General features: G+C 74.2%; 21 protein-coding genes. 16 read left to right on the forward strand and 5 right to left on the reverse strand.

Annotated elements, in window-relative coordinates; translation table 11 throughout:
• Positions 1-90: 90 nt before the first annotated feature.
• Positions 91-1,482, forward strand: a complete 1,392-nt coding sequence (locus ACFVS0_RS00275) for a glycine--tRNA ligase (RefSeq protein WP_430550059.1) — start codon at positions 91-93, stop codon at positions 1,480-1,482.
• A gap of 85 nt (positions 1,483-1,567) precedes the next feature.
• Here ACFVS0_RS00275 and ACFVS0_RS00280 read toward each other — a convergent pair whose 3' ends face one another.
• A complete protein-coding gene (locus ACFVS0_RS00280; RefSeq protein WP_429764160.1) occupies positions 1,568-1,717 on the reverse strand; it encodes a hypothetical protein in 150 nt (49 codons plus the stop codon).
• 105 nt (positions 1,718-1,822) lie between these two features.
• The gene (locus tag ACFVS0_RS00285; protein ID WP_430563621.1) at positions 1,823-2,773 is read right to left on the reverse strand and encodes a LysR substrate-binding domain-containing protein; all 951 of its coding nucleotides are present in this window, start codon (positions 2,771-2,773) and stop codon (positions 1,823-1,825) included.
• 117 nt (positions 2,774-2,890) lie between these two features.
• Between ACFVS0_RS00285 and ACFVS0_RS00290 the strand changes: the two genes are divergently transcribed.
• The 8 genes from ACFVS0_RS00290 to dusB all read left to right on the forward strand — a co-directional run bounded on the left by ACFVS0_RS00290 (position 2,891) and on the right by dusB (position 12,109).
• On the forward strand, positions 2,891-4,081 hold the full coding sequence (locus ACFVS0_RS00290; RefSeq protein WP_430586839.1) for an NAD(P)/FAD-dependent oxidoreductase: 1,191 nt from the start codon (positions 2,891-2,893) through the stop codon (positions 4,079-4,081).
• Positions 4,082-4,098: 17 nt separating this feature from the next.
• Positions 4,099-5,466: a 2-oxoadipate dioxygenase/decarboxylase family protein gene (locus ACFVS0_RS00295; protein ID WP_430586840.1), complete on the forward strand. Its 1,368-nt coding sequence runs from the start codon at positions 4,099-4,101 to the stop codon at positions 5,464-5,466.
• Positions 5,463-7,019: an aldehyde dehydrogenase family protein gene (locus ACFVS0_RS00300; RefSeq protein ID WP_430550055.1), complete on the forward strand. Its 1,557-nt coding sequence runs from the start codon at positions 5,463-5,465 to the stop codon at positions 7,017-7,019. Before ACFVS0_RS00295 ends, ACFVS0_RS00300 begins: the two co-directional genes overlap by 4 nt.
• 94 nt (positions 7,020-7,113) lie before the next feature.
• Positions 7,114-8,091 carry an ABC transporter ATP-binding protein gene (locus ACFVS0_RS00305; protein WP_430586841.1) on the forward strand — a complete coding sequence of 326 codons (978 nt, stop codon included), beginning with the start codon at positions 7,114-7,116 and terminating at the stop codon, positions 8,089-8,091.
• Positions 8,088-8,897 carry an ABC transporter permease gene (locus ACFVS0_RS00310; RefSeq protein ID WP_430586842.1) on the forward strand — a complete coding sequence of 270 codons (810 nt, stop codon included), beginning with the start codon at positions 8,088-8,090 and terminating at the stop codon, positions 8,895-8,897. Before ACFVS0_RS00305 ends, ACFVS0_RS00310 begins: the two co-directional genes overlap by 4 nt.
• Positions 8,898-8,953: 56 nt before the next feature.
• Positions 8,954-10,192 carry a sensor histidine kinase gene (locus tag ACFVS0_RS00315; protein ID WP_430586843.1) on the forward strand — a complete coding sequence of 413 codons (1,239 nt, stop codon included), beginning with the start codon at positions 8,954-8,956 and terminating at the stop codon, positions 10,190-10,192.
• Positions 10,189-10,794, forward strand: coding sequence for a response regulator transcription factor (locus ACFVS0_RS00320; RefSeq protein ID WP_430550051.1), 606 nt, complete (start codon positions 10,189-10,191; stop codon positions 10,792-10,794). Before ACFVS0_RS00315 ends, ACFVS0_RS00320 begins: the two co-directional genes overlap by 4 nt.
• A 76-nt stretch (positions 10,795-10,870) precedes the next feature.
• Positions 10,871-12,109, forward strand: a complete 1,239-nt coding sequence (gene dusB, locus ACFVS0_RS00325) for a tRNA dihydrouridine synthase DusB (RefSeq protein ID WP_430550050.1) — start codon at positions 10,871-10,873, stop codon at positions 12,107-12,109.
• 121 nt (positions 12,110-12,230) lie between these two features.
• On the opposite strand, the gene ACFVS0_RS00330 is transcribed toward dusB, so the two are convergent.
• On the reverse strand, positions 12,231-14,045 hold the full coding sequence (locus ACFVS0_RS00330; protein ID WP_430586844.1) for a glycoside hydrolase family 13 protein: 1,815 nt from the start codon (positions 14,043-14,045) through the stop codon (positions 12,231-12,233).
• Positions 14,046-14,164: 119 nt separating this feature from the next.
• Positions 14,165-15,187 carry a LacI family DNA-binding transcriptional regulator gene (locus ACFVS0_RS00335; protein ID WP_430586845.1) on the reverse strand — a complete coding sequence of 341 codons (1,023 nt, stop codon included), beginning with the start codon at positions 15,185-15,187 and terminating at the stop codon, positions 14,165-14,167.
• Between the two features lie 222 nt (positions 15,188-15,409).
• Here ACFVS0_RS00335 and ACFVS0_RS00340 point away from each other — a divergent pair, with 222 nt between their 5' ends.
• The 7 genes from ACFVS0_RS00340 (at position 15,410) to ACFVS0_RS00370 (ending at position 24,025) form a co-directional block, all read left to right on the forward strand.
• Positions 15,410-16,645, forward strand: coding sequence for an extracellular solute-binding protein (locus tag ACFVS0_RS00340; protein ID WP_430564872.1), 1,236 nt, complete (start codon positions 15,410-15,412; stop codon positions 16,643-16,645).
• Positions 16,645-18,222 carry an ABC transporter permease subunit gene (locus tag ACFVS0_RS00345; protein ID WP_430586846.1) on the forward strand — a complete coding sequence of 526 codons (1,578 nt, stop codon included), beginning with the start codon at positions 16,645-16,647 and terminating at the stop codon, positions 18,220-18,222. Before ACFVS0_RS00340 ends, ACFVS0_RS00345 begins: the two co-directional genes overlap by 1 nt.
• Positions 18,222-19,151, forward strand: coding sequence for a sugar ABC transporter permease (locus tag ACFVS0_RS00350; protein WP_430550045.1), 930 nt, complete (start codon positions 18,222-18,224; stop codon positions 19,149-19,151). Before ACFVS0_RS00345 ends, ACFVS0_RS00350 begins: the two co-directional genes overlap by 1 nt.
• A gap of 104 nt (positions 19,152-19,255) precedes the next feature.
• On the forward strand, positions 19,256-19,894 hold the full coding sequence (locus ACFVS0_RS00355; RefSeq protein WP_430586847.1) for a hypothetical protein: 639 nt from the start codon (positions 19,256-19,258) through the stop codon (positions 19,892-19,894).
• Positions 19,895-19,946: 52 nt separating this feature from the next.
• The gene (locus tag ACFVS0_RS00360) at positions 19,947-21,872 is read left to right on the forward strand and encodes a glycoside hydrolase family 13 protein (RefSeq protein ID WP_430586848.1); all 1,926 of its coding nucleotides are present in this window, start codon (positions 19,947-19,949) and stop codon (positions 21,870-21,872) included.
• A gap of 25 nt (positions 21,873-21,897) precedes the next feature.
• On the forward strand, positions 21,898-22,656 hold the full coding sequence (locus ACFVS0_RS00365) for a metallophosphoesterase family protein (protein ID WP_430585632.1): 759 nt from the start codon (positions 21,898-21,900) through the stop codon (positions 22,654-22,656).
• 76 nt (positions 22,657-22,732) lie between these two features.
• Entirely contained in the window at positions 22,733-24,025 is a 1,293-nt protein-coding gene (locus ACFVS0_RS00370; RefSeq protein WP_430585643.1) for a deoxyguanosinetriphosphate triphosphohydrolase, read from the forward strand.
• Between the two features lie 18 nt (positions 24,026-24,043).
• Here ACFVS0_RS00370 and ACFVS0_RS00375 read toward each other — a convergent pair whose 3' ends face one another.
• A complete protein-coding gene (locus ACFVS0_RS00375) occupies positions 24,044-24,502 on the reverse strand; it encodes a VOC family protein (RefSeq protein ID WP_430586849.1) in 459 nt (152 codons plus the stop codon).
• Positions 24,503-24,525: the final 23 nt, after the last annotated feature.

Genomic DNA, 24,525 nt, shown 5'->3' on the forward strand with positions numbered 1-24,525 from the left:
GTCGACGTCGGGCCCCGACGTGCCGACCGGGCGGCGTTCCCCGCACCGGCCCCACGAGCCACGTGGCGGCCCGACATCCAGGAGTGATCCGTGGCAGCACCGTCCCCGTCCGCCAAGCTCGACGCCGTCGTCTCCCTCGCCAAGCGGCGAGGTTTCGTGTTCCAGTCCGGCGAGATCTACGGCGGTACGCGCTCCGCGTGGGACTACGGGCCCCTCGGCGTGGAGCTGAAGGAGAACATCAAGCAGCAGTGGTGGCGCGCGATGACGCGTCGCGACGACGTCGTGGGTCTCGACTCCGCCGTCATCCTGCCCACGCCCGTGTGGCACGCGTCCGGCCACCTCGGCGCGTTCAACGACCCGCTGACCGAGTGCCTCTCGTGCCACAAGCGGTTCCGCGAGGACCACATGATCGAGGAGTTCGAGGAGAAGAAGGGCCGCGCCCCCGAGGGCGGCCTCGCCGAGATCGCCTGCCCCAACTGCGGCACCCGCGGGCAGTGGACCGAGCCCCGCGACTTCAACATGATGCTCAAGACGTACCTCGGCCCCGTCGAGGACGAGTCCGGCGTGCACTACCTGCGCCCCGAGACGGCGCAGGGCATCTTCGTGAACTTCTCCAACGTGGCCGCCGCGTCGCGCAAGAAGCCGCCGTTCGGCATCGCGCAGATCGGCAAGTCGTTCCGCAACGAGATCACGCCGGGCAACTTCATCTTCCGCACGCGGGAGTTCGAGCAGATGGAGATGGAGTTCTTCGTCGCGCCGGGCACGGACGCCGAGTGGCACCAGTACTGGATCGACACCCGGATGTCCTGGTACACGGACCTCGGCATCGACCCCGAGAACCTGCGCCTGTACGAGCACCCGGCCGAGAAGCTCTCGCACTACTCCACCCGCACGGTGGACATCGAGTACCGCTTCGGCTTCACCGGCAGCGAGTGGGGCGAGCTCGAGGGCATCGCGAACCGCACCGACTTCGACCTCAAGACCCACTCGGAGCACTCCGGCAAGGACCTGTCGTACTTCGACCAGACGACGAACGAGCGCTGGCTGCCGTACGTCATCGAGCCGGCGGCGGGCCTGACCCGCTCGCTCATGGCGTTCCTCGTCGAGGCGTACGCCGAGGACGAGGCGCCCAACACCAAGGGCGGCGTCGACAAGCGCACGGTGCTGCGCCTCGACCCGCGCCTCGCGCCGGTCAAGGCCGCCGTCCTCCCGCTGTCGCGCAACGAGGCCCTGTCGCCCAAGGCGCGCGACCTCGCCGCGGAGCTGCGTCGGAGCTGGAACGTCGACTTCGACGACGCCGGCGCCATCGGTCGGCGCTACCGCCGTCAGGACGAGATCGGCACGCCGTTCTGCGTCACGGTCGACTTCGACACCCTGGACGACGACGCCGTGACCATCCGCCACCGCGACACCATGGCGCAGGAGCGCGTGGCGCTCCCCAAGGTCACCGCCTACCTCGCGGAGCACCTCGCCGCCTTCTGACCGGAGCCCGCCTTCAAGGCGGAAGGGGCTCGGATCCGCCGCAGCGGACCCGAGCCCCTTCGTGCGTCCCCCTGACGCTGCTCGCTCAGGTGCGGCTTCGCCGGACCAGTCCGAGCACGAGGCTCGCGACCAGGACGATGACGCCGAGCCAGATCAGGAACTGGCCGATGCTCGTCGCGACCCCGAGGATCACGAGGACGACGCCGACCAGAACGAGGATGAGCCATGCGGGCATGGGGACCTCCAGTCTCTTCGCGCCGCCCGTGCGGCGACGCGATCGCGACGATGTTGGCACGCATTCCCGATACACGCGCGTTGTCGGCTTCGCCCGTGATGCCCCTCACAACCCGGTCGTGAACCGCCCTGTCCCGTGCACCACGGCCTCGATGGTGCGGGCCACCTCCTCGACCGCGGGACGGCGGGGCGCCGTCGACGGCTCGAGCAGCACGATCTCGCGCTCCACGAGGTCGAACAGGGTGGTGGTGCGCAGGTCGTGCGCGGGGCGCAGCGTGAGCATGATCGGCGTGGCCAGCGTCACGCCGAGCCCCTGCGCCACCAGGGCGAGCGTCGTGGAGGTGTCGTTCACCTCGTGCGCGGCGCGGGGCTCGAAGCCCGCGGCACGGCAGGCGCCCCGCACCGCCGCGCCGTAGTGCGTCGGCAACGGGGGCAGGATCCAGGGCATCTCGGCGAGGTCGGCGAGGTGGAGGCGTGCGGGCAGGTCCGAGGTGGGCGTGGAGACCAGCTCGAACCGCTCGGTCCGCAGGGGGCGCAGGGCCGTGCCGGGGAGCCGGGGGATGGGTGCGCCCGGATAGTCGAGGCCGAGCCCGAGGTCGACGTCGCCGCGTCGGACCGCGCCCGCCACGTCGTCGACCGTGAGCTCGATCCCGACCAGGGTGATGCGCGGGTGCGACGCCGCCAGGCGCGCGACGAGCTGGGGCAGCAGGCTGGCAGCGACCGTCGCGAAGGCGCCGACGCGCACCGTGCCCGACGCGTCGCCGCTCGCCGCGCGGGCCGAGTCGAGCGCGTCGCGCTGGGCCGCGAGGAGCGGCTCGGCCCGTTCCGCGAGCGCGAGACCGGCCTCGGTGAGCGCGACCCCCCGTCCGTGCGGCCGGACCACCTCCGTGCCCACCGCCCGGGCGAGCGCCGCGAGCTGGTGCGAGACGGCGCCCGTCGTGTAGCCCAGGGCCGCGGCGGCGGCGGTCATCGTGCGGTGGTCGGCGAGCGCGCGCAGGGCGCGCAGCCCCGACCAGGGCAGGTCGCGTCCCGGCGGTTCGGCCGCACCGGTGTCCATCTCGCCAGGCTACAACCGTGCAGAGTCCCTGCACGGTTACGGCGACGAACCTTCGATGGTGCTGGACGCTCGTCCCGGTCCACGATGGGCGCACGAGCAGGTCGACGAGGAGGTCGGGTGGAGCGGTCCCAGGCGGTGCCGTCGCGGGCGGACGTGGTCGTCGTCGGCGGCGGGGTGATGGGGGCGTCCGTGGCCTTCCACCTCGCGGAGGCGGGGGCGGCCGTGGTGCTGCTCGAGGCCGGCGAGCTCGGCCGCGGGAGCTCCGGCAAGCCGATCGGGGGCGTGCGCGCGCAGTTCTCAGACCCGGCGAACGTCGCGCTCGGCCACCGCAGCCTCGAGCTGTTCGAGGACTTCCGGTCCCGCCCTGGTGCCGACGTCGGGCTGCGCCAGACCGGCTACCTCTTCGCGCTGCCCACCGACGACGACGTCGCCCTGTTCGGACGGTCCGTCGCGATGCAGCGCGACCTCGGCGTCGACAGCCGCCTGCTCACCGTCGCCGAGGCCCGCCGCCTCAACCCGTACCTGTCCGCGACGGCCTACGCGGGCGCGGCCTATGCACCCCGGGACGGCTGGGCGCACCCGGCGGCGGTCGTGGCGGGGTACGCGGACGGCGCGCGCCGGCACGGGGCGAGCGTCGTCACAGGCGCGCCGGTGACCGCCGTCGACCCCGAGGCGGACGGCCGGCTCACCGTGGTGACGCCGCGCGGGGCCGTCACCGCGCCCGCCGTCGTCGTGTGCGCCGGGGCCTGGTCCCGCGACGTCGGCGCGATCGCCGACGTCGACCTGCCCGTGGACCCGGTGCGGCGCCAGATCGTGTTCACGGGACCGCTCGACCCCGCGCCGCCGACCCTGCCGTTCACCATCGACTTCGGCACCACGTTCTACCTGCACAACGCGGACGCCCGCGGCACCCTGCTGCTGGGCGCCTCGGAACCGGACACCCCGGTCGGCTTCGACACCGCCTACGACCCGGGGTGGGAGCCGTGGCTGCGCGAGCTGGTCGCGCGGGCCACCCCGGCGCTCGCCGACGCCCCGCTGACGGGGGGCTGGGCCGGGCTCTACGAGCTCACGCCGGACCACGACGCGTTGATCGGCGAGGCGCCGGCCGGCCCCGGCGGGGCGCGCGTGCTGTACGCCTGCGGTTTCTCCGGGCACGGCTTCCTGCAGGCGCCCGCCGTGGGGGAGGCCGTGGCCGACCTGTACCTCGGGCGGGCGGGGACGCCCGCGGCACGCGGTGTCGACGTGTCCGCGTTCGACGCCGGGCGGTTCGGGGCGCGACGGTCGCGCACCGAGGCGAACATCATCTGAGAGAGGACGCACGCACCGTGACGACCGACTTCTTCGCACCGTGGCAGCTCCGGGCCGCGTTCGCGCGCTCGCTGTCCGACATGTACGGGCGGGAGGTGCCCGCCTACACGACGCTGCTCGAGGTGTCCCACGACGTCAACGCCGACGTCGTGCGCGCCCGTGGCGCCGACGCGGAGCGGCTGGGCTCCATCGACCGGGTCACGGCCGAGCGGCACGGGGCGATCCGCGTGGGCACGCCGGCGGAGCTGCAGCAGGTCGCCCGGGTCTTCGGCGCGATGGGGATGCACCCCGTGGGCTTCTACGACCTGCGCGACGCGTCGTCGTCCTCCGTGCCCGTCATCTCGACCGCCTTCCGCCCGATCGACCGCGCCGAGCTGGCGCGCAACCCGTTCCGCGTCTTCACGTCCATGCTCGTGCCGTCCGACCGGCGGTTCTTCAGCGCCGACCTGCAGGAGCGCCTCGAGGCGTTCCTGACGAGGCGGACGCTGTTCGGGCCCGAGCTGCTGGCGCTCGCGGACCGCGCGGAGGCGGACGGCGGCCTGGGCGCCGGCGACGCCGCGGAGTTCCTGCGCCGCGCGACCGCCGCGTTCGAGCTGGGGCGCGAGCCCGTCGACCAGGCCTGGTACCGGGAGCTGGAGGCCGTCTCGGCGGTGGCGGCCGACATCGGCGGCGTGCCGTCCACGCACATCAACCACCTCACCCCGCGCGTGCTCGACATCGACGACCTGTACGCCCGCATGGAGGCGCGCGGCATCACGATGATCGACGCCATCCAGGGCCCGCCGCTGTGGGAGGGGCCGGACGTGCTGCTGCGGCAGACGTCGTTCCGCGCGCTCGCGGAGCCGCGCACGTTCCGCACGCCGGACGGCGAGGTCGTGCAGGACTCCCTGCGCGTGCGGTTCGGCGAGGTCGAGGCGCGCGGGATCGCGCTGACCCGCGAGGGGCGCGCGCGGTACGACGCCGCCGTCGTCGAGGGCGCGACGCCCGAGGTGTGGCGCCGCACCTTCCCCGACAGCGAGGCCGGGCTGGTCGAGCAGGGCCTCGGCTGGTTCACCTACGAGGTGTCCGACGACGGCGCCGGGCCCGCCGGGGTGCGTCGCGAGCCGATCGTCTACGAGGACTTCCTGCCCCGCTCCGCCGCCGGCATCTTCCAGTCGAACCTCACGGAGGAGGGCTCCAAGGACGCCAGCCAGGCGGGCGAGGAGCGCGACGCCGACTGGATGGCCGGCGCCGTCGGGCGCGAGCTGTTCGACCCCTTCGACCTCTACGCGGCGCAGGTGGCGGCCTCGCTCACCTCCGCCGCGCAGCGCCTCGGCGTCGCGCCGGAGACCCTGGCCGCGACGCCCGCCGTCCCCACCACCACGAGCACGGGAGCCGACGCATGACCACCATCGACACCACCACCCCCGCCACGGGCACCCTGGGCGCCGAGCTGCGCGACGCCGCGCTGGCGGCCCTGGCCCGGATCGGGGCCGACGTCCCCGCCGCCCCCGCGGAGGGCGGGCTGGCCGTCGTCTCGCCGCTGGCGGGCCAGGCCCTGCTCACGCTCCCCGAGGCGGGCGCGGCCGACGTCGACGCCGCCGTCACAGCCGCGACGGAGGCCTTCCGCACCTGGCGCTCGGTGCCCGGGCCGGTGCGCGGCGGCGTCGTGCGCCGCCTCGGCGAGCTGCTCACCGAGCACAAGGCCGACCTGGCCGAGCTGGTGACCATCGAGGCGGGCAAGATCACCTCCGAGGCGCTCGGCGAGGTGCAGGAGATGATCGACGTCTGCGACTACGCGGTCGGCCTGTCGCGGTCGCTCGGCGGCCGCACGATGCCGTCGGAGCGCCCCGGGCACCGGCTCATGGAGCAGTGGCACCCCCTCGGCGTCGTCGGCGTGGTGAGCGCGTTCAACTTCCCCGTCGCGGTGTGGTCCTGGAACACCGCCGTCGCGCTGGTCTGCGGCGACACCGTCGTGTGGAAGCCGAGCGAGAAGACGCCCCTGAGCGCGCTCGCGTCGAACGCGCTGCTGCGGCGGGCGCTCGCGGAGGCGGGGTTCCCCGAGGCCGTGAGCCAGGTCGTGCTCGGCGCCCGCGAGGCGGGGGAGGCGCTCGTCGCGGACCGCCGGGTCGCGCTGCTGTCGGCCACGGGCTCGGAGCGCATGGGCCAGCAGGTGGCGCCCGTCGTCGCCGGCCGCGGCGGTCGGTACCTGCTGGAGCTCGGCGGCAACAACGCGGCCGTCGTCGCGCCGTCCGCCGACCTCGACCTCGCCGTGCGCGGCATCGTCTTCGCCGCCGCGGGCACGGCGGGCCAGCGGTGCACCAGCCTGCGCCGCCTCGTCGTGCACTCGTCCGTGGTGGACGATCTCGTCGGGCGCCTCGAGACCGTCTACGCCGGGCTCCCGGTCGGCGACCCGCGCGCCGACGGCACGCTCGTCGGGCCCCTCACCGACGCCGGGGCGCGCGAGCGGATGCTCGCCGCGCTCGACGAGGCGCGCGCCGACGGCGGCACGGTCGTCGTGGGCGGCGAGGCGGTGGACGTCGACGGCGCGCCCGGCGCCGCCTACGTCTCGCCCGCCCTGGTGCGGATGCCGGGGCAGACGGACGTGGTGCGCCGGGAGACGTTCGCGCCGATCCTCTACGTGCTCACCTACGACACGCTCGACGAGGCCATCGCGCTGCACAACGACGTCCCGCAGGGGCTGAGCAGCGCCATCTTCACGCTCGACGTGCGGGAGGCCGAGACGTTCCTGTCGGAGGTGGGCTCCGACTGCGGCATCGTCAACGTCAACATCGGCACGTCCGGGGCGGAGATCGGCGGCGCGTTCGGCGGCGAGAAGTCCACCGGCGGCGGCCGCGAGTCCGGCTCCGACTCGTGGAAGCAGTACATGCGCCGCGTCACCAACACCGTGAACTACTCGACCGAGCTGCCCCTCGCGCAGGGCGTGAACTTCGGCTGACGGCTCCCGTGGCGGCGTGGCCATGACAGATGTCATGGCCACGTCGTGACAGGCGACCCTGCAGGTCAGCGCGCAGGGCGACGACGATCGAGGCATGACCTCGACGAGCACCACCACATCGTCCGCACCGCCTGCGCTGAGCCTGCGCGGGCTGCGCAAGGAGTTCGCGTCGCCGTCCGGACCCGTCCGCGCGGTCGACGGCATCGACCTGGAGGTCGCCCCCGGCGAGGTGGTGGCCTTCCTCGGCCCCAACGGCGCCGGCAAGACCAGCACGATCGACATGGTGCTCGGCCTGAGCGCCCCCAGCGCCGGCACCGTGCAGGTGTTCGGCGCCGACCCCGCGGACGCGATCGCCGCCGGCCGCGTGGCCGCCGTCATGCAGACGGGCGGCCTGCTGCGCGACATCACGGTGGCCGAGACGGTCGCGCTCACCGCGGCGCTCTTCGGCCGCACCGGCTCCCCGGCGCCCTACCTGGAGCGGGCCGGCATCGCCGACCTCGCCGACCGCCTGGTGGGCACGTGCTCCGGGGGGCAGCAGCAGCGCCTGCGCTTCGCGATGGCGCTGGTCAGCGAGCCGGACCTGCTCCTCCTCGACGAGCCCACCACCGGCATGGACGTCGAGGGCCGCCGCGAGTTCTGGGCCGCGATCCGCGCCGACGCCGCCGCCGGGCGCACCGTCGTCTTCGCCACGCACTACCTGGAGGAGGCCGACACGTACGCCGACCGCGTCGTGCTGGTCAGCCGCGGACGGGTCGTCGCCGACGGTTCGACCGCCGAGGTGAGGAGCCTCGCGTCCGGCCGCACGGTGAGCGCCCGCATCGACGACGACGGCGAGCGCGCCGCCGTCGCCGCCCGGCTGCGCGACCTGCCCGTCGTCGACGCCATCGACCACCGCGGGACGCGGCTCGTCGTGCGCACCCCCGACTCCGACGTCGTCGCCCGCCTCCTGCTCACGCAGACCGCGGCGCGCGACCTCGAGGTCGCCTCCGAGAACCTCGAGGACGCGTTCGTCGCCCTCACCACCACCGCGGCCCCCGGCGCCGCGCCGAGCACGGACGGAGCCACCCGATGAGCGCCACGACCGTCACCCCCGGCACGACGACGCCGCCCCCGGCCGCCCGCACGGCCCGGCCCGCCGTCCGGCCCCTCACGGCCGCGCGCGCCTACCTCGCCGTCGAGCTGCGCCGCGCGCTGCGCAACCGGCGCACCCTGATCTTCTCGATGGTGATGCCGCCGGCCCTCTTCCTCATCTTCGGCCTGCAGGGCGACGACGTGAGCCAGAGCACGGGCCACGGGAACGTCGCCGGGTGGATCGCCGTCTCGATGGCGCTGTACGGGGCGATGGTCACCGCCACCGCGGGCGGCGCCGGCGTGTCCGTGGAGCGTGCCCAGGGGTGGACGCGGCAGCTGCGCCTCACGCCGTTGCGCCCCGCCGTCTACGTGGGGGTGAAGCTCGCCGGAGCCATGGTCCTCGGCGCGGGCTCCGTCGTGGTCACCCTCGCGGTGGCGGCGGTCGCCGGGGCCCGGATGTCGGCGGGGGCCTGGGTGCTGTGCGCCCTGCTGGCCTGGGCGGGCTCCCTCGTCTTCGCCGCGTTCGGCCTGTTCATGGGCTACCTGCTGCCGGCGGAGAACGTCATGCAGATCCTCGGGCCCGTGCTGGCGCTGCTGTCCTTCGCCGGCGGGCTGTTCATGCCGCTCGGCGACGGCTGGTGGGCCACGGTGGCGCAGCTCTTCCCGACGTACGGCCTGGCCGAGCTCGTGCACGCCCCGCTCGGCGGCGACCTCGGCGTCGCCGCGGTCGTGAACGTGCTGGCCTGGGCCGCCGTCTTCGCGGCGGGCGCCGCCTGGCGATTCCGCAAGGACACGGCGCGGGTGTGAGCGGCTGTGCCGACCCTCCGGCCCGCATCCTGCGCGGGCGTGGCACGGTGGGGGGCGTGACCTCGACGTCCCCCGCCGCGCCGTCCGCCGAGCCCGCGGGCGGCGCCGCGTTCGACCCCGCCCAGGGCGGCGCTCCCGGCGGGCCGCCCTGGGCGCGGCGGCGCATCGGGCTGCTCGTCTCGGTCGTCTGGGTCGTCTTCCTCGCGGAGCCGTTCAGGGCGGCGCTCGACGCCGACACCGTCGCGCTGCGTGTCGCGGGCGTGCTCGGCGTGCTCGGCGTGGGCGCCATCTTCGCCGGGACGGTGCTGACCCTGCAGCGCCGGGGTCGCGTGCCGCGCCGGGCCGCCGTCGTGCTGATCGTGGTCCAGGCCGTGTGCGTCGCCCTGTCGTGCCTCGCCGCGCAGGAGCACGGCCTGGTGGGTCTCGTCTTCGTGTGCGTCACGGCGATCTACTCCCTCGGCGGCCGTGCCGCGCTGTGGGTCGTCGTGACGAGCATCGTCGTGATGCTCGTGCTGCCCCGCGTGCTGCCGGGCTGGGCGACGGAGGACGGCAACGCGCTGGCGGTCGTCCTGGCCAGCGCCGCCGTCTACGGGTTCATGCAGGTGATCGACCGCAACCGGCGCCTGATCGCCGCACGGCAGGAGCTCGCCGACCTCGCCGTCGCCCGCGAGCGGGAGCGGATCGCCCGCGACATGCACGACGTGCTCGGCCACTCGCTCACCGTCATCTCCGTCAAGGCGGAGCTCGCCGCGAAGCTGCTGCGTGCCGGCGCGCCCGACCGGCCCGACGCCGCGCCCGAGGCCCGTGCCGCGCACGAGGTCGCGGACATCCAGGACCTGGCGCGCGGCGCGCTCGCCGACGTGCGCGGCATGGTCGCCGGGTCACGACGCGTGACCCTCGCCGGCGAGCTGGCCGCCACCCGGTCCGCGCTCGACGCGGCCGGCGTCGCGGCGGACCTCCCCGGCGCCGTCGACGTCGTCCCCGCCGACCGGCGTGAGCTGTTCGCGTGGGTGCTGCGGGAGGGCACCACCAACGTGCTGCGGCACGCAGGCGCGTCGCGCGTGGTCGTGACCGTCACCGCCGACTCGCTCGTGGTGGAGGACGACGGCCGCGGCCGGCCGGCGACACGGGAGGGGACACGGGACGAGGGCGGCGGCCACGGGCTGACCGGTCTGGCCGCGCGCGCCCGGCAGGCCGGCGCGGTGCTGGAGACGGGCCCGGGCCCGCTCGGCGGCTTCCGTCTCGCCGTGACGGTACGCGACGGCGCCCCGGCGGGTGCCAGGATCGACCCGTGATCCGACTGCTGCTCGCCGACGACCAGGCCCTCGTCCGCGGCGCGCTCGCCGCCCTCCTCGACCTCGAGCCCGACCTCGAGGTCGTGGCCCAGGTGGGGCGTGGCGACGAGGTGCTCGACGCGGCCCGTGAGCACGCCGTCGACGTCGCCCTGCTCGACGTCGAGATGCCCGGCCTCGACGGCATCGCGGCCGCCGCCGTGCTGCGCCGCGAGCTGCCGTCGTGCCGCTCGCTCGTCGTGACCACGTTCGGCCGTCCCGGCTACCTCCGCCGCGCGCTCGACGCCGGGGCGAGCGGGTTCGTCGTCAAGGACACGCCCGCCGAGCAGCTCGCCGACGCCGTCCGCCGCGTCCACGCCGGGCTGCGCGCCGTCGACCCGGACCTCGCCGTCGCGTCCCTGGCCGTCGGGGCGAGCCCCCTCACCGAGCGCGAGCGGCACGTGCTGGCGCTCGCGGCCGACGGCGGCACGGTCGCGCAGGTGGCGGCGGAGGCGTTCCTCTCCGAGGGCACCGTGCGCAACTACCTGTCGGCGGCCATCGGCAAGACGGGCGCCCGGACGCGTGCCGAGGCCGTGCGGATCGCGCAGGACAACGGCTGGCTCTGAGCCGCCGCCGCGACCGGGACGGGCGGCGTGACGAACCTGACCACGCCGGCACGGCGGGGTTTGCGACAATGGGAACGTGACTTCCACCCTCGATCCCGTCAGCACGCCTGCGTCCGGAGAGCTCGGCGCGGCCGTGCCCGCCGCCGAGCGCGTCCTGCCGCCGCTGCAGATCGGGCCGATCACCGTGGACACCCCGGTGGTGCTGGCGCCGATGGCCGGCGTCACCAACCGGGCCTTCCGCACGCTGTGCCGGGAGGCCGGCGCGTCGCAGGGCTACGACCCCGGGCTGTACGTGGCGGAGATGGTGACCAGCCGCGCGCTGGTGGAGCGCAACGTCGAGTCGCTGCGGATCGTCACGTTCGGCGACGACGAGACGCCCCGCTCCGCCCAGGTGTACGGCGTGGACCCCGCCACGGTCGGTGCCGCGGTGAAGATCATCGCGGGCGAGGACCGGGCCGACCACGTCGACCTCAACTTCGGCTGCCCCGTGCCCAAGGTGACGCGCAAGGGCGGCGGCTCCGCGCTCCCGTGGAAGCGGCAGCTCTTCACCGACATCGTGCGGGCGGCCGTCGAGGCGGCCGAGCCGCACGGCGTCCCCGTCACCGTGAAGATGCGCAAGGGCATCGACGACGACCACCTCACCTACCTCGAGGCCGGCCGCATCGCCGAGTCGCTCGGCGTCGCCGCGGTGGCGCTGCACGCGCGCACCGCCGCCGAGTACTACTCGGGCACCGCCGACTGGACCGCGATCGCGCGGCTCAAGGAGGAGGTGCGCAGCGTCCCCGTGCTCGGCAACGGCGACATCTGGTCCGCCGAGGACGCGCTGCGGATGGTGCGCGAGACGGGGGCGGACGGCGTCGTCGTCGGGCGCGGGTGCCAGGGCCGCCCGTGGCTCTTCGCCGACCTCGCTGCCGCGTTCCACGGCACGACGACGCGCGTGCGACCCGGCCTGCGCGAGGTCGCCGACGCGATCTTCCGCCACGGCGAGCTGATGATCGCCTACTTCGACGGCGACGAGGGCAAGGGCATGCGCGACCTGCGCAAGCACATGGCCTGGTACCTCAAGGGCTACGTCGTCGGGGGAGAGGCGCGGCACGAGCTCGCGATGGTCTCCACGCTGGCGGAGCTGCGCGAGCGGCTCGACGCCCTCGACCTGGAGCAGGGCTACCCGGGCGAGGACGCCGAGGGGCCGCGAGGCCGCGCCGGCTCACCGAAGCAGCCGCACCTGCCTTACGGCTGGCTCGACTCCCGCGACCTCGACGCGGAGTTCGAGGCGAAGCTGCGCGAGGCCGAGCTCAGCGTCAGCGGCGGCTGACCGCTCCGGTCGCGAGGTAGCACGAGAACTGCCGAGGTGGTTCGAGTTCTCGCGAGGTAGTGCACTACCTCGCGGAGTCACGAACTACCTCGGCAGTTCTCGTGCTACCTCGGCGGGGCCGTCAGGCGCGGAGCCAGACCGTGGTGTCGGCGGGGACGCGCGTCTGCGGGTCCGCGGAACGATCGGTCATGACCGGCCCGGAGGCGAGCAGCACCTCCGCGCCGCGGGGCAGCAGCACCGGCTCGGTGCCCAGGTTCGCCACCACGACGACGTCCTGGTTGCGCAGCGCGACGACGTGCGGCGAGTCGGACCAGGCGTCCAGCCACGCGAGGGCGCCCTGGCCCAGGCTCTCGGCCTTGCGCAGCGCGAGGGCGCCACGGTAGGTCTCGAAGGTCGAGCCCGGGACGCCGTACTGCGCGTCGGCGGCGTAGCGCGCGAACGACGCGGGCTGCGGCAGCCACGGCTCGCCGGCCGGTCCGAATCCGAACCCGGGGGCGTCGGCCGCCCAGGGCAGCGGCACGCGGCAGCCGTCGCGGCCGGCCTCGGCGCCGCCGGTGCGGAAGTGACCCGGGTCCTGGCGGACCTCGTTCGGCAGGGAGGTGTGCTCGGGCAGCCCGAGCTCCTCGCCCTGGAAGAGGTAGGCCGACCCGGGAAGGCCGAGCATGAGCAGGCTGGCGGCGCGGGCGCGGCGCAGGCCGAGCTCCTCGTCGGGCTGGGGGTCGGTCGCGAAGACGCCGTTGACCTTGAGCGACGGGTCGGCGGAACCGAGGCGCGACGGGTGGCGCACGACGTCGTGGTTGGACAGCACCCAGGTGGTGGGCGCGCCGACCTCGTCGTTCGCGCGGTACGACGCCTCGACGACGGTGCGCAGCGCGGCGGCGTCCCAGCCGGTGGTGAGGAAGGAGAAGTTGAACGCCTGGTGCATCTCGTCGGGGCGCACGTAGCGGGCGAGGCGGCTCAGCGGCTCCACCCACGCCTCGGCGACGAGGCAGCGGTCGCCGTCGTACTCGGCGAGCACCCGGTGCCAGGCGCGGTAGATCTCGTGCACGCCGTCCTGGTCGAACATGGGGCCCTGGTTGCCGGCGCCCGTGGAGCCGTCCTCGGGGGCGCCGGGGTCGGTGACGGGGGCGTCGTCGGCATCGTCCGCGCTGCCGGCGACCATCTCGACGTGCCCGTCCCAGTCGGGCAGGCCGTCGGCCTTGATCATGCCGTGCGCGACGTCGACGCGGAACCCGTCGACACCCCGGTCGAGCCAGAACCGCAGCACGTCCTCGAACTCGGAGCGCACCTGCGGGTTGGTCCAGTCGAGGTCGGGCTGCGTCGAGTCGAACAGGTGCAGGTACCACTGTCCGGCGGTGCCGTCCGCCTCGGTGACGCGCGTCCAGGCGGGGCCGCCGAAGATCGACTGCCAGTTGTTGGGCTCCTGCGAGCCGTCGGCGCCGCGGCCGTCGCGGAACATGTACCGCGCCCGCTCGGGGGAACCGGGGGCGGCGGCGAGCGCCTGCTGGAACCAGGCGTGCTGGTCGGAGGTGTGGTTCGGCACGAGGTCGACGATGACGCGGATCCCGCGGGCGTGGGCGCCGGCGAGCAGGTCGTCGAAGTCGGCGAGGGTGCCGAACAGCGGGTCGACGTCGCGGTAGTCGGCGACGTCGTAGCCCGCGTCGTTCTGCGGGGAGCGGTAGAACGGGGACAGCCAGACGGCGTCGACGCCGAGCGTCTCGAGGTGGTCCAGCCGGGCGGTCACACCGGGGATGTCGCCGATGCCGTCGCCGTTCGCGTCGGCGAACGAGCGCGGGTAGACCTGGTAGATCACGGCGTCGCGCCACCACTGCCGCGCGACGCCGCTCCCGGCGTGCACGACGGCGCCGGTGCGGAGCAGGTCGTCGGCCGCGCCGTCGACCGTGGCCGCGACGGGGATGGGCTGGGTGGAGGTCATCGCTGGCTTCCTCACCTGATCGGGGTCCGGGGGTCGGCACGGTCGGTCGATCCGTGTCAGACCGTCGAGTGTAAGCGTTGCTGCAAGGGTTGCAGCACCACTCCCCGAAATGACCCCTGTCAGCCCCTCGGCGCGGCCCCCGTCGAGCCGCGCACGACCAGCTCCGGCGCGAACAGCAGCTCCGTGCGCGTCGCCTGCTCGCCCTGGATCTCCGTGAGGAGGGCGCTCACGGTGGCCCGGGCCATGGCCTCGACCGGCTGCCGCACGGTCGTCAGGGGAGGTTCGGTGAACGCGATGAGCGGGGCGTCGTCGTACCCGACGACCGACACGTCGTCGGGCACGGACAGCCCCTTCGAGCGGGCGGCGCGGACCGCGCCGAGGGCCATGAGGTCCGACGCGCAGACGATCGCGGTGTGGCCCGCGTCGACGAGCTCGGCGGCCGCGGCCCGCCCGCCCTCGAGCGTGTACAGGCTGGAGCGCACGTGCTCCCGGGCCGTCGCCTCGTCGTCGGCCAGCCCGTGACGCACGAGCGCGGCGAGGAAGGCGGCGAGCTTGCGGCGCGACGGGACGTAGCGCTCGGGGCCGATCGCGAGGCCGATGCGGCGGTGCCCGAGGGTGACCAGGTGCTGCACCGCGACGTCCACGCTGGCGGCGTCGTCGGGAGACACGAACGGGGCGTCGATCCCCGGGGCGTAGCCGTTGACCAGCACGATCGGTACGCCCCGGCTGCGCAGCATCGAGTACCGGGTGTGGTCCGCGCGGGTGTCCGCGTGCAGGCCGGAGACGAAGACGATGCCGTCGACCGAGTGGTCCACCAGCGTGCTGACGTACTCGTCCTCGGTGGTGCCGCCCGGCGCCTGCGTGCACAGCAACGGGGTGTAGCCGCGCTGGGCGAGGATCGACTCGATCGCCTGCGCGAACGCGGGGAAGACCGGGTTGGTCAGCTCGGGGACGATGAGGCCGACCAGTCCCGCGGAGCGGCCGCGCAGCACGGACGGGCGCTCGTACCCGAGGACGTCGAGCGCCGCGAGCACGGCCTGCCGGGTGGAGCTGGCCACGCCGGGCTTGCCGTTGAGCACGCGGGAGACGGTGGCCGTCGACACGCCTGCCTGCTCCGCCAGGTCGCTCAGTCGGGTTCGCACCCGAGGAATCGTAGGGGACACGGGACCTCCTCGTCCTGGGGTGGGACGCCGGCGGTCGGCCGCCGGTCGCCTGCGCGATGCCTCCTCGTTGCCGCGCGTTGCTGAAAAGTTATCGCAAGATCTTGCATACCGCTGCAACGGTCCGTACGTTGTGGGCATCAAGGGCCCCGCGACGAGAGCGCCGCGTGGGCCGTCCACCGATGACAGCTGGGAGTAACCACGATGCGAAGGAGCATCCTTCTCGCCTCGGCCCTGGCCACCACCCTGGCCCTGACGGCGTGCGGCAGCGGCGAGCCGAGCGGCGACTCGAGCGCCGACGCGGACGCGAGCGCCAAGCCCTCGGCCTCGGGCTCGCTGACGGTCTGGGTCGACGAGACCCGCGAGGCCGCGGTGACGACGGCCGCCGAGGCGTACGAGGCGGAGTCCGGCGTCGACGTCGAGATCGTCCAGAAGAACTTCGAGGACATCCGCGCCGACTTCCTCGCCCAGGTCCCCACGGGCGAGGGCCCCGACATCACCGTCGGCGCCCACGACTGGCTCGGCGAGTTCACCGCCAACGGTGTGGTGGCGCCGATCGAGCTCGGCGACAAGGCGGGCGACTTCATCCCGGTCTCGGTGCAGGCGTTCACCCAGGACGGCCAGGTCTACGGCCTGCCGTACGCCATCGAGAACATCGCGCTCATCCGCAACACGGAGCTCGCGCCCGAGGCCCCGACGACCTACGACGACATGGTCGCCGCGGGGAAGAAGGCCGACACCAAGTTCCCGTTCCTCATCCAGTCGGACGGCGACAAGGGCGACCCGTACACGTATTACCCGTTCCAGACGTCGTTCGGCGCGCCGGTCTTCGAGCAGAACGACGACGGCTCGTACCGTCCGGAGCTCGCCCTCGGCGGCGAGAACGGCGAGGCGTTCGCCACGTGGCTCGGTGAGCAGGGCGAGGAGGGCAACCTCAGCATCGACATCTCCTACGACATCGCGGTCGAGGCGTTCGCCAAGGGCCAGTCGCCGTTCGTGATCGGCGGCCCGTGGATGCTGGAGCAGTTCAAGGACCTCGACCTCGCCGTCGACCCGATCCCGGCGCCGGGCGACCAGCCCGCGCAGCCGTTCGTGGGCGTCCAGGGCTTCTACGTGAGCGCGCAGAGCAAGAACGCCCTGCTCGCGAACGACTTCCTCGTCAACTACATGTCGACGCCCGAGGCGCAGACGGCGCTGTTCGAGGCCGGCGGCCGCCCGCCGGCGCTGGTCGAGGCCGCGGACGCCGCGTCCGAGGACCCGCTGGTCGCGGGCTTCCGCGAGGTCGGCGCCTCCGCCGTGCCGATGCCGTCCATCCCGGAGATGGGTTCGGTCTGGTCCTTCTGGGGCGTCACCGAGGCGAGCATCATCTCGGGCAAGGCCGACGACCCGGTCAAGGCCTGGAACAAGATGGTCTCCGACATCGAGGGTGCGCTCGGCTGATGTCGCGTGCCCGCTACAAGGGCGCCGAGGCCGGCTCCGGGACCTTCTCCGGAGCCGGCTTCGCCGTCAAGCTCGTGCTCATCGCGCTCGTGGACGCGCTCGGCGTCTTCGGCGTGCTCGCCGCGTGGCGTGCCGGGTCGTGGGGGATCCTCGCGGCCATGGTGGCGCTGCTCGTCGCCGCGAACTGGGTGTACTTCACCAAGCGCGCCCTGCCGCTGAAGTACATCCTGCCGGGGCTGGCGTTCCTGCTCGTGTACCAGGTGTACGTCGTCGGCTACACCGGCTACGTGGCCTTCACCAACTACGGCGACGGCCACAACTCCACCCAGGAGCAGGCGGTCGACGCCCTGCTGGCGCAGAACGAGCGCCGCGTCGAGGGGTCGCCGGCGCTGCCGCTGACGGTCGTGGAGAACGGGGACGGCGAGCTCGGTTTCGCCGTCGTCGAGGACGGTGCCGCGGAGGTCGGCAGCGCCGAGGAGCCGCTCGCGGCCACCCCCGACGCGACGCTCGACGGCGGGGCCGTGACCGCGGTGCCGGGCTGGACGGTGCTGGACCGAGCCACCGTGCTCCAGCGGCAGGACGAGGTCACCACGCTGCGGGTGCCCGTGTCCGACGACGCCGCCGACGGCTCGGTGCGCACGCAGGACGCCCGGACGGGCTACGTCTTCCAGCCGGTGCTGGAGTACGACGAGGCCGCCGACACGATGACCGACACGTCGACCGGCGTGGTGTACACGCCGAACGACGAGGGGCAGTTCGAGTCCGCCGACGGCGAGACGCTGCCCGTCGGCTGGCGCGTGACGGTGGGCTTCGAGAACTTCGCGACGGCGTTCGGCGACGAGCGGTACGCGGGACCCTTCGTCAAGATCCTGCTGTGGACGTTCGCGTTCGCGGTGCTGTCCGTGGTGACGACGTTCGCGCTGGGCATGTTCCTGGCGATGGTCTTCAACGACCCGCGGCTGAAGGGGCGCAAGGTCTACCGGACCCTGATGATCCTGCCGTACGCGATGCCGGGGTTCCTCGCGGCCCTGCTGTGGTCCGGCATGCTCAACAAGAGCTTCGGCGTCATCAACCAGGTGCTGCTGGGCGGGGCGGCGATCCCGTGGCTCACCGACCCCTGGCTCGCCAAGCTGTCCGTGCTCGGGGTGAACCTGTGGCTCGGCTTCCCGTACATGTTCCTCATCTGCACGGGTGCGCTGCAGTCGCTGCCGGGCGACGTGTACGAGGCCGCGCGGATCGACGGCGCCGGCAAGTGGCGCACGTGGCGCTCGATCACGATGCCGCTGCTGCTCGTGGCCACCGCGCCGCTGCTCATCTCGAGCTTCGCCTTCAACTTCAACAACTTCACCCTGATCAAGATGCTGACGGGCGGCGGGCCACGGTTCGACGACGCGTCGGTGCCGCTGGGGCACACGGACATCCTCATCTCGATGGTCTACAACGTGTCCGGGCTCGACGGGTCGGCGCCGCGCGACTACGGCCTCGCGAGCGCGCTGTCCATCGTGATCTTCGTGGTGGTCGGGGTCATCTCCGCCATCGCGTTCCGCCAGACCCGCAAGCTCGAGGAGCTGAGCTGATGACGACGTCGACCGACCGCGCGAGCTCGCGCCGACGGCCCGCGGCGACGGGCGCGGGGGAGCAGGTGCTGCGGCACCGGATGAAGCCGGCCCGCTGGGCCCGGGAGCTGGGCTGGCGGCACGTCGTCGGCGTGCTGGCGGTGCTGTACGCCGTCTTCCCGATCGTCTACGTCGTGTCGGCCTCGCTGTCGCCCTCCGGCACCCTCACCGGGTCGAACCAGTTGTTCGCGCAGGTGAGCGGCGTGAACTACGCCGAGCTGGGCGACACGAAGTTCTGGACGTGGATGGGCAACACGCTCGTCATCGGCGTCGCGACGGCCGTGGGCACCGTGCTCATGGGGGCCGCGGCGGCGTACGCCTTCTCGCGGTTCCGGTTCGCCGGCCGCCGCCTGGGCCTGACGTCGCTGCTGATCATCCAGATGTTCCCGCAGATGCTCGCGTTCGTGGCGATCTTCCTGCTGCTCATCTCCCTCGGGGAGGTCGTCCCGGCGCTGGGCCTGAACTCCAAGCTCGCGCTGATCTGCGTCTACCTCGGCGGCGCCCTGGGCGTGAACACGTTCCTCATGTACGGGTTCTTCAACACCGTGCCGCGGGAGCTCGACGAGGCGGCCAAGATCGACGGCGCCTCGCATGCCCAGGTGTACTGGACGATCATCCTGCGCCTGGTGACGCCCATCCTCGCCGTGGTGGCGCTTTTGAGCTTCATCAGCACGTTCGGCGAGTTCATCATCGCCCGCGTGGTGCTCCAGTCGGAGTCGAACTGGACGCTGGCCGTGGGGCTGTACGGCTGGGTGTCGTCGCTGCTCGAGGCCAACTGGGGCCTCTTCGCGGCGGGCGCCGTGCTGTCGGCGATCCCCGTGCTCGCGCTGTTCCTCTTCCTGCAGAAGTACATCGTGGGGGGCCTGACGGCGGGCTCCGTCAAGGGCTGAGGCGTCCACCGGCCGACGGCCGCCACGAGGTTCGCGCGGATCGACCTGCGATCCACCCGCGATCCTTGTGGCGGCCGCCACAGCGCGGTCCTAGCCTGGGCGTCATGACCGACGACTCGCGCTCCTACTCCCCGGACCTCGCGCGTCTCACCGACGCCGCCGACGACTCGTTCTCCGTGCGCCGCGCGTACGGCGAGCCCTACCAGCACGAAGGTCAGCTCGTCATCCCCGTCGCCAAGGTGTGGGGCGGGATCGGCACCGGTTCCGGCGGGGGCGCCGGCAACGGCTCGGGGCACGGTGCGGGCACGGGCTCCGGCAGCGGGTCCGGACGGGGGACCGGATCGAGCTCCGGCGAGGGCTCGTCGCCGGGCTGGCGCCGCTCGTTCAGCGTCGGCTCGGGCGGTGCCGACGCGGCCGCGCCCACGGACGACGCGGCCGCGACGTCCGCGGGCGAGGACCCCCGCGGCGGTGGTTCCGCGCACGGCGAGGGCTCGGGCGAGGCCCAGGGCGACGCCAAGGGCGAGCTGCAGGGCGAGGCCCACGGCGAGGGGCACGGCGAGGGCGGTGGCGGCGGCGGGGGCTACGGCCTGCGCGTGAAGCCGCTGGGCGTCTTCGTGGTCTCCGCCGAGGGCACCCGCTACCACCCCGTGCTGGACCTCAACAAGGTGATCCTCGGCGGTCAGCTCGTCGGGATCGCGATCGCGCTCGCCGCCGGGTGGGCGATCGGGCGCCGCCGCCGCTGAACCGTCCTCGCGCCGGTCGGCGGCCCGCCCGCCGAACCGACGAGAGGACGACATGACCACCACCACGACCGCGTCGACCACCGGGCCCGCCGCCCGGCCAGCCCGCACGCTGCTCGACGCCCCGCACCACGACGGCTCCGCCCTGTTCGCCCCTGTCACGACGCCGGCGCTGGGCGACGAGGTCACCGTGCGCGTGCGCGTGCCGAAGGGCGCGGCCGTGCGCGACGTCCGCGTCCGGACCGTGCGCGACGGCGAGCCCCGCCTGCTGCCCGCCCGCCGCGACGGCGGCGACGAGCACGAGGACTGGTACGCGGCCGACCTCGTCGTGCACCACCCGGTGACGTCGTACCGGTTCTTCCTCGACGTGCCCGGCGGCTACCGCTGGCTCGACGGCCGCGGCGTGCATGACCGCGAGGTGCCCGACGCCGCGAGCTTCCGGCTCAGCACCCACGCCCCGGCGCCGGCGTGGCTGCGCGACGGGCTCGCCTACCAGGTGTTCCCCGACCGGTTCGCGCGCTCCGCCGCGGCGGACGGCCGGCCGACGCCGGAGTGGGCCGTCCCCGCCGCGTGGGACGACGAGCCCGCCGGCTCCGGCCCGCTGGCCGGCACGCAGCTCTTCGGCGGTGACCTCGACGGCGTCGTCGGGCATCTCGACCACCTCCAGGCGCTCGGCGTGCGCACGCTGTACCTGACACCCGTCTTCCCGGGCCGGTCGAACCACCGGTACGACGCGGCCACCTTCGACCAGGTCGACCCGCTGCTCGGCGGCGACGCGGCGTACGCGCGGCTCGCCCGCGCCGTGCACGCGCGCGGGATGCGTCTCATGGGCGACGTGACGACCAACCACACCGGCGAGGGGCACGAGTGGTTCGCCCGCGCGCTCGCGGACCCGGCGTCGCCCGAGCGCGACCTGTACCTGTGGGACGACGGCGGGCCGGACGTCGTGCGGCCCGACCGGTCCGGGGGCGGCGGCGACCCGTACGTCGGCTGGCTCGGGCACGGCTCGCTGCCGAAGCTCGACTGGGCGGCCGACGAGACGTGGCGGCGCATGGTCACGGGGGACGACGCCGTGATCGCGCGGTACCTGCGCGAACCCTTCGCCCTCGACGGCTGGCGGGTGGACGTGGCCAACATGACCGGGCGGCGGGGGAGCGCGGACCGCACGCACGCCGTCGCGCGGGCGCTGCGCGCGCGCATCCTCGCGGAGCGGCCCGACGGCGCGCTGGTCGCGGAGCACTTCCACGACGCCGCCGGGGACCTGGCCGGCGACGGCTGGCACGCGAACATGAACTACGCGGGCTTCACCCGCCCCGCCTGGTCGTGGCTGGTCCCCGCCGGGTCCGACGTGCCGTTCCTCGACCTGCCCGTGCCGGTGCCCCGCCGCCCGGCCGCCGCGATGGTGGAGACGATGCGCGAGGTCGCGGCCCTGGTGCCCTGGGGCGTGACGGCCACGCAGTGGAACATGCTGGGCTCGCACGACACCCCGCGGCTGCGGTCGATCGTCGGCTCACGGGAGCTGGTCGAGGTGGCGGCGACGCTGCTGTTCACCTACCCGGGGGCGCCCGTCGTGTTCGCGGGCGACGAGGTCGGCGCCACCGGCACCAACGGTGAGCACGCCCGCGCGACGATGGCGTGGGACCAGGCCGCGCAGGGCGGCCCGCGGTGGGACACGGCCACGCTGGACGTCTACCAGCGCTTGTCCGCGCTGCGCTCGGCGTCGGCGGCCCTGCGCGACGGCGGCCTGCGCTGGGCGGTGGTGCACGACGACGCCGTGGCCTACCTGCGTGAGACGCCGGACGAGCGCGTGCTCGTGGTGCTGGCCCGCGCGCCCTGGCCCGGCGTGCGCCTGCCGGGCCACCTGCTCGCGCCGGGCGCGGAGCCGGAGGTGCTGTACGGCGGCGTCGCCGTCCGCGCGACCGCGGACGGCCTCGACGTCGCCGGCGACGGGCCGGGCGTCGCCGTCGTCCGGCTCGCCTGACCGCTGGTCTGGCAGCATCGCCCTCGTGCCCCGTGATCTGGACCGCATCGCCGTCCTCTCCGACGTCCACGGCAACCTCGGCGCGCTCGAGGCGGTGCTCGCCGACGTCGCCGCGCGGGGGGTCACGCGCGTGATCAACCTCGGCGACGACGCGGGCAAGGGGCCGCGGGGGAGCGCCGTCGTCGATCGCCTGCGCGAGGTGTGCGAGGCGGACGTCCGCGGCAACTGGGACGACTTCCTGCCGCGGCTCGACGGCGACGCGCCGCCGGAGATGGTGTGGTGGCGCGACGAGCTGCGCCCCGACCAGCTCGTGTGGCTCGGCGCCAAGCCGCTGAGCCACGACCTGCTGCTGTCGGGCCGGCGGGTGCGGCTGTTCCACGCGTCGGCCAGGAGCGTGCACACGCGCGTGCACTTCCACCACACGCCGGAGGAGTTCGCGGGGATGTTCGCCGCGACGGACCTCACCGGGCCGGGGCCCGAGCCCACGGTCGTGGGGTACGGCGACGTGCACGACGCCTACCTCGAGACCTACCGCGGCCGTGCGCTGTTCAACACCGGAAGCGTGGGCAACCCCCTGGACGACCCGACCCCGGTGTACGCGATCCTCGAGGGCGTGGCGGGCTCCCCGGAGCCGGGGCCGTTCGGCCTCCAGCACGTGCGCGTGCCCTACGACGTCGAGGCCGAGCTCGCCGTGGCGCGCGAACTCGGCATGCCCCGGTACGCGGAGTGGGAGCAGGAGCTGCGGACGGCGGTCTACCGCGGCCGGGCGGTCACGTCGTCCTGAGGTCGGGCGCGTCGGCGGCGATCGCTAGGCTGCCAGCGTGCAGACGTTCGAGCAGGGCGCGTTCGACGCCGAGGTGATGGGCCCCGCGGCGCACCCCGGTGTGCCGGAGGAGTGGCTCGGGTCGTACACCGACGCGGACACCGAGCGCTGGTACCCGGAGCCGCCCAAGTCGAAGCACCGCACGGCGTTCGAGCGCGACCGCGCCCGCGTGGTGCACTCCTCGGGCCTGCGCCGTCTCGGTGCGAAGACGCAGGTGCTGGGGCCTGGCAGCGACGACTTCGTGCGCACGCGGCTGACGCACTCCCTCGAGGTGGCCCAGGTGGGCCGGGAGATGGGGCGCGCGCTCGGCTGCGACCCGGACCTCGTGGACACGGCGTGCCTCACGCACGACCTCGGCCACCCGCCGTTCGGGCACAACGGGGAGCGCGCCCTCGCGGAGGTGGCGGAGGGCATCGGCGGCTTCGAGGGCAACGCCCAGACGCTGCGGCTGCTCACGCGGCTGGAGCCCAAGATCTTCGCCGGCGACGGCTCGCCCCGCGGCCTCAACCTCACCCGCGCGAGCCTCGACGCCAGCGTGAAGTACCCCTGGGCGTTCGGCGCCGGCCCGGCGCGCCCCGACGGCGCGCCCACGCCGAAGTTCGGCGTCTACCCCGACGACCGGCCGGTCTTCGAGTGGCTGCGCCGCGGCGCGCCGCGCGGGCGGGCGCGGTGCATGGAGGCGCAGGTCATGGACCTCGCCGACGACATCAGCTACTCCGTGCACGACGTCGAGGACGCGGTCGTGGGCGGCCGGCTCGACCTGCGGGTGCTGGACGACGCGGGCGAGCGGGCGCGCGTCGCCGCGCACGTGCGCGCCTGGTACGGGAGCTGGCACGAGCCGGACGCCATCGACGCGGCGCTGTGCCGGCTGCGCGACACCGGGTACCTGGTGACCGACTTCGACGGCTCGCGGCGGGCGCTCGCCCGCCTCAAGGACGCGACCAGCCAGCTCATCGGCCGGTTCAGCGGGGCGGCGCAGGACGCGACGCGCGAGGTGTTCGGCGACGGCCCTCTCACCCGCTACGTGGCCCGGCTCGTGGTGCCGCAGGAGACGGCCGACGAGATCCTCGCCCTCAAGGGCGTCGCGGTCGCGTACGTGATGGCGCCGCGCGAGTCCGAGCCGGTGTACGGCGCCCAGCGCGAGATCATCGCGGAGCTCGTCGACGTCCTGACGGAGCGCGCCCCGGACGCCCTGGAGGCGCCGTTCGCCGCCGACTGGCGGAGCGCGGCCGACGACGCCGCGCGGCTGCGCGTCGTCGTCGACCAGGTGGCGTCGCTCACCGACGTCTCGGCCCTGCAGTGGCACGACCGGCTGGTCCGCCGGGCCTGACGCGCTGCCCGACGAGCCTCAGCCCTGCTGCTGGGCCATCCAGGCGTCGCTGGCACGCTGCACGTCGGCGGCGGTGACGTCGTCGGCCACCTGGGCGAAGAACCACCGGTGCCCGGCCGGGCAGCGCACGGCGGCCTGCCGGAACCCCGGGAACCAGTCGCCGGGCTCCTGCGTGCTCGTCGCGCCCGCGGCGACCGCGCGGGCGTGCGCCGCGTCGGCGTCGTCCACGTTCAGCGTGAACGAGCCGGTGGTCCCGCCGTCGGCCTCGGGCGCCACCGCGCCGTCGGACGGGAACGCGGCGGCCACGGTGAAGGTCGACGACCCGGCGGCGGTGGAGATCCGCAGGTCGGAATGGATGATCGCGTCCCCGGCGGTGATGGTGTCGATCACCTCGGCGCCGAAGCCGGCGACGTAGAAGTCGATCGCGGCGCGCGGGTCGGCGACCGTGAGGTTCGGGTGCAGCGGTGACAGGTCCATGGTTCTCCCTCCAGCGTGCGTCC

Source organism: Isoptericola sp. NPDC058082 (genome assembly GCF_042885055.1).
Lineage (GTDB): Bacteria > Actinomycetota > Actinomycetes > Actinomycetales > Cellulomonadaceae > Isoptericola.

What these genes read in the sequence shown, in the direction of transcription:
- ACFVS0_RS00280 (WP_429764160.1), bottom strand. Translation starts at nt 1,717, where the DNA reads ATGCCCGCATGGCTCATCCTCGTTCTGGTCGGCGTCGTCCTCGTGATC.
- ACFVS0_RS00285 (WP_430563621.1), bottom strand. Translation starts at nt 2,773, where the DNA reads ATGGACACCGGTGCGGCCGAACCGCCGGGACGCGACCTGCCCTGGTCG.
- ACFVS0_RS00300 (WP_430550055.1), top strand. Translation starts at nt 5,463, where the DNA reads ATGACCACCATCGACACCACCACCCCCGCCACGGGCACCCTGGGCGCC.
- ACFVS0_RS00305 (WP_430586841.1), top strand. Translation starts at nt 7,114, where the DNA reads ATGACCTCGACGAGCACCACCACATCGTCCGCACCGCCTGCGCTGAGC.
- ACFVS0_RS00310 (WP_430586842.1), top strand. Translation starts at nt 8,088, where the DNA reads ATGAGCGCCACGACCGTCACCCCCGGCACGACGACGCCGCCCCCGGCC.
- ACFVS0_RS00330 (WP_430586844.1), bottom strand. Translation starts at nt 14,045, where the DNA reads ATGACCTCCACCCAGCCCATCCCCGTCGCGGCCACGGTCGACGGCGCG.
- ACFVS0_RS00340 (WP_430564872.1), top strand. Translation starts at nt 15,410, where the DNA reads ATGCGAAGGAGCATCCTTCTCGCCTCGGCCCTGGCCACCACCCTGGCC.
- ACFVS0_RS00345 (WP_430586846.1), top strand. Translation starts at nt 16,645, where the DNA reads ATGTCGCGTGCCCGCTACAAGGGCGCCGAGGCCGGCTCCGGGACCTTC.
- ACFVS0_RS00350 (WP_430550045.1), top strand. Translation starts at nt 18,222, where the DNA reads ATGACGACGTCGACCGACCGCGCGAGCTCGCGCCGACGGCCCGCGGCG.
- ACFVS0_RS00355 (WP_430586847.1), top strand. Translation starts at nt 19,256, where the DNA reads ATGACCGACGACTCGCGCTCCTACTCCCCGGACCTCGCGCGTCTCACC.
- ACFVS0_RS00360 (WP_430586848.1), top strand. Translation starts at nt 19,947, where the DNA reads ATGACCACCACCACGACCGCGTCGACCACCGGGCCCGCCGCCCGGCCA.
- ACFVS0_RS00370 (WP_430585643.1), top strand. Translation starts at nt 22,733, where the DNA reads ATGGGCCCCGCGGCGCACCCCGGTGTGCCGGAGGAGTGGCTCGGGTCG.
- ACFVS0_RS00375 (WP_430586849.1), bottom strand. Translation starts at nt 24,502, where the DNA reads ATGGACCTGTCACCGCTGCACCCGAACCTCACGGTCGCCGACCCGCGC.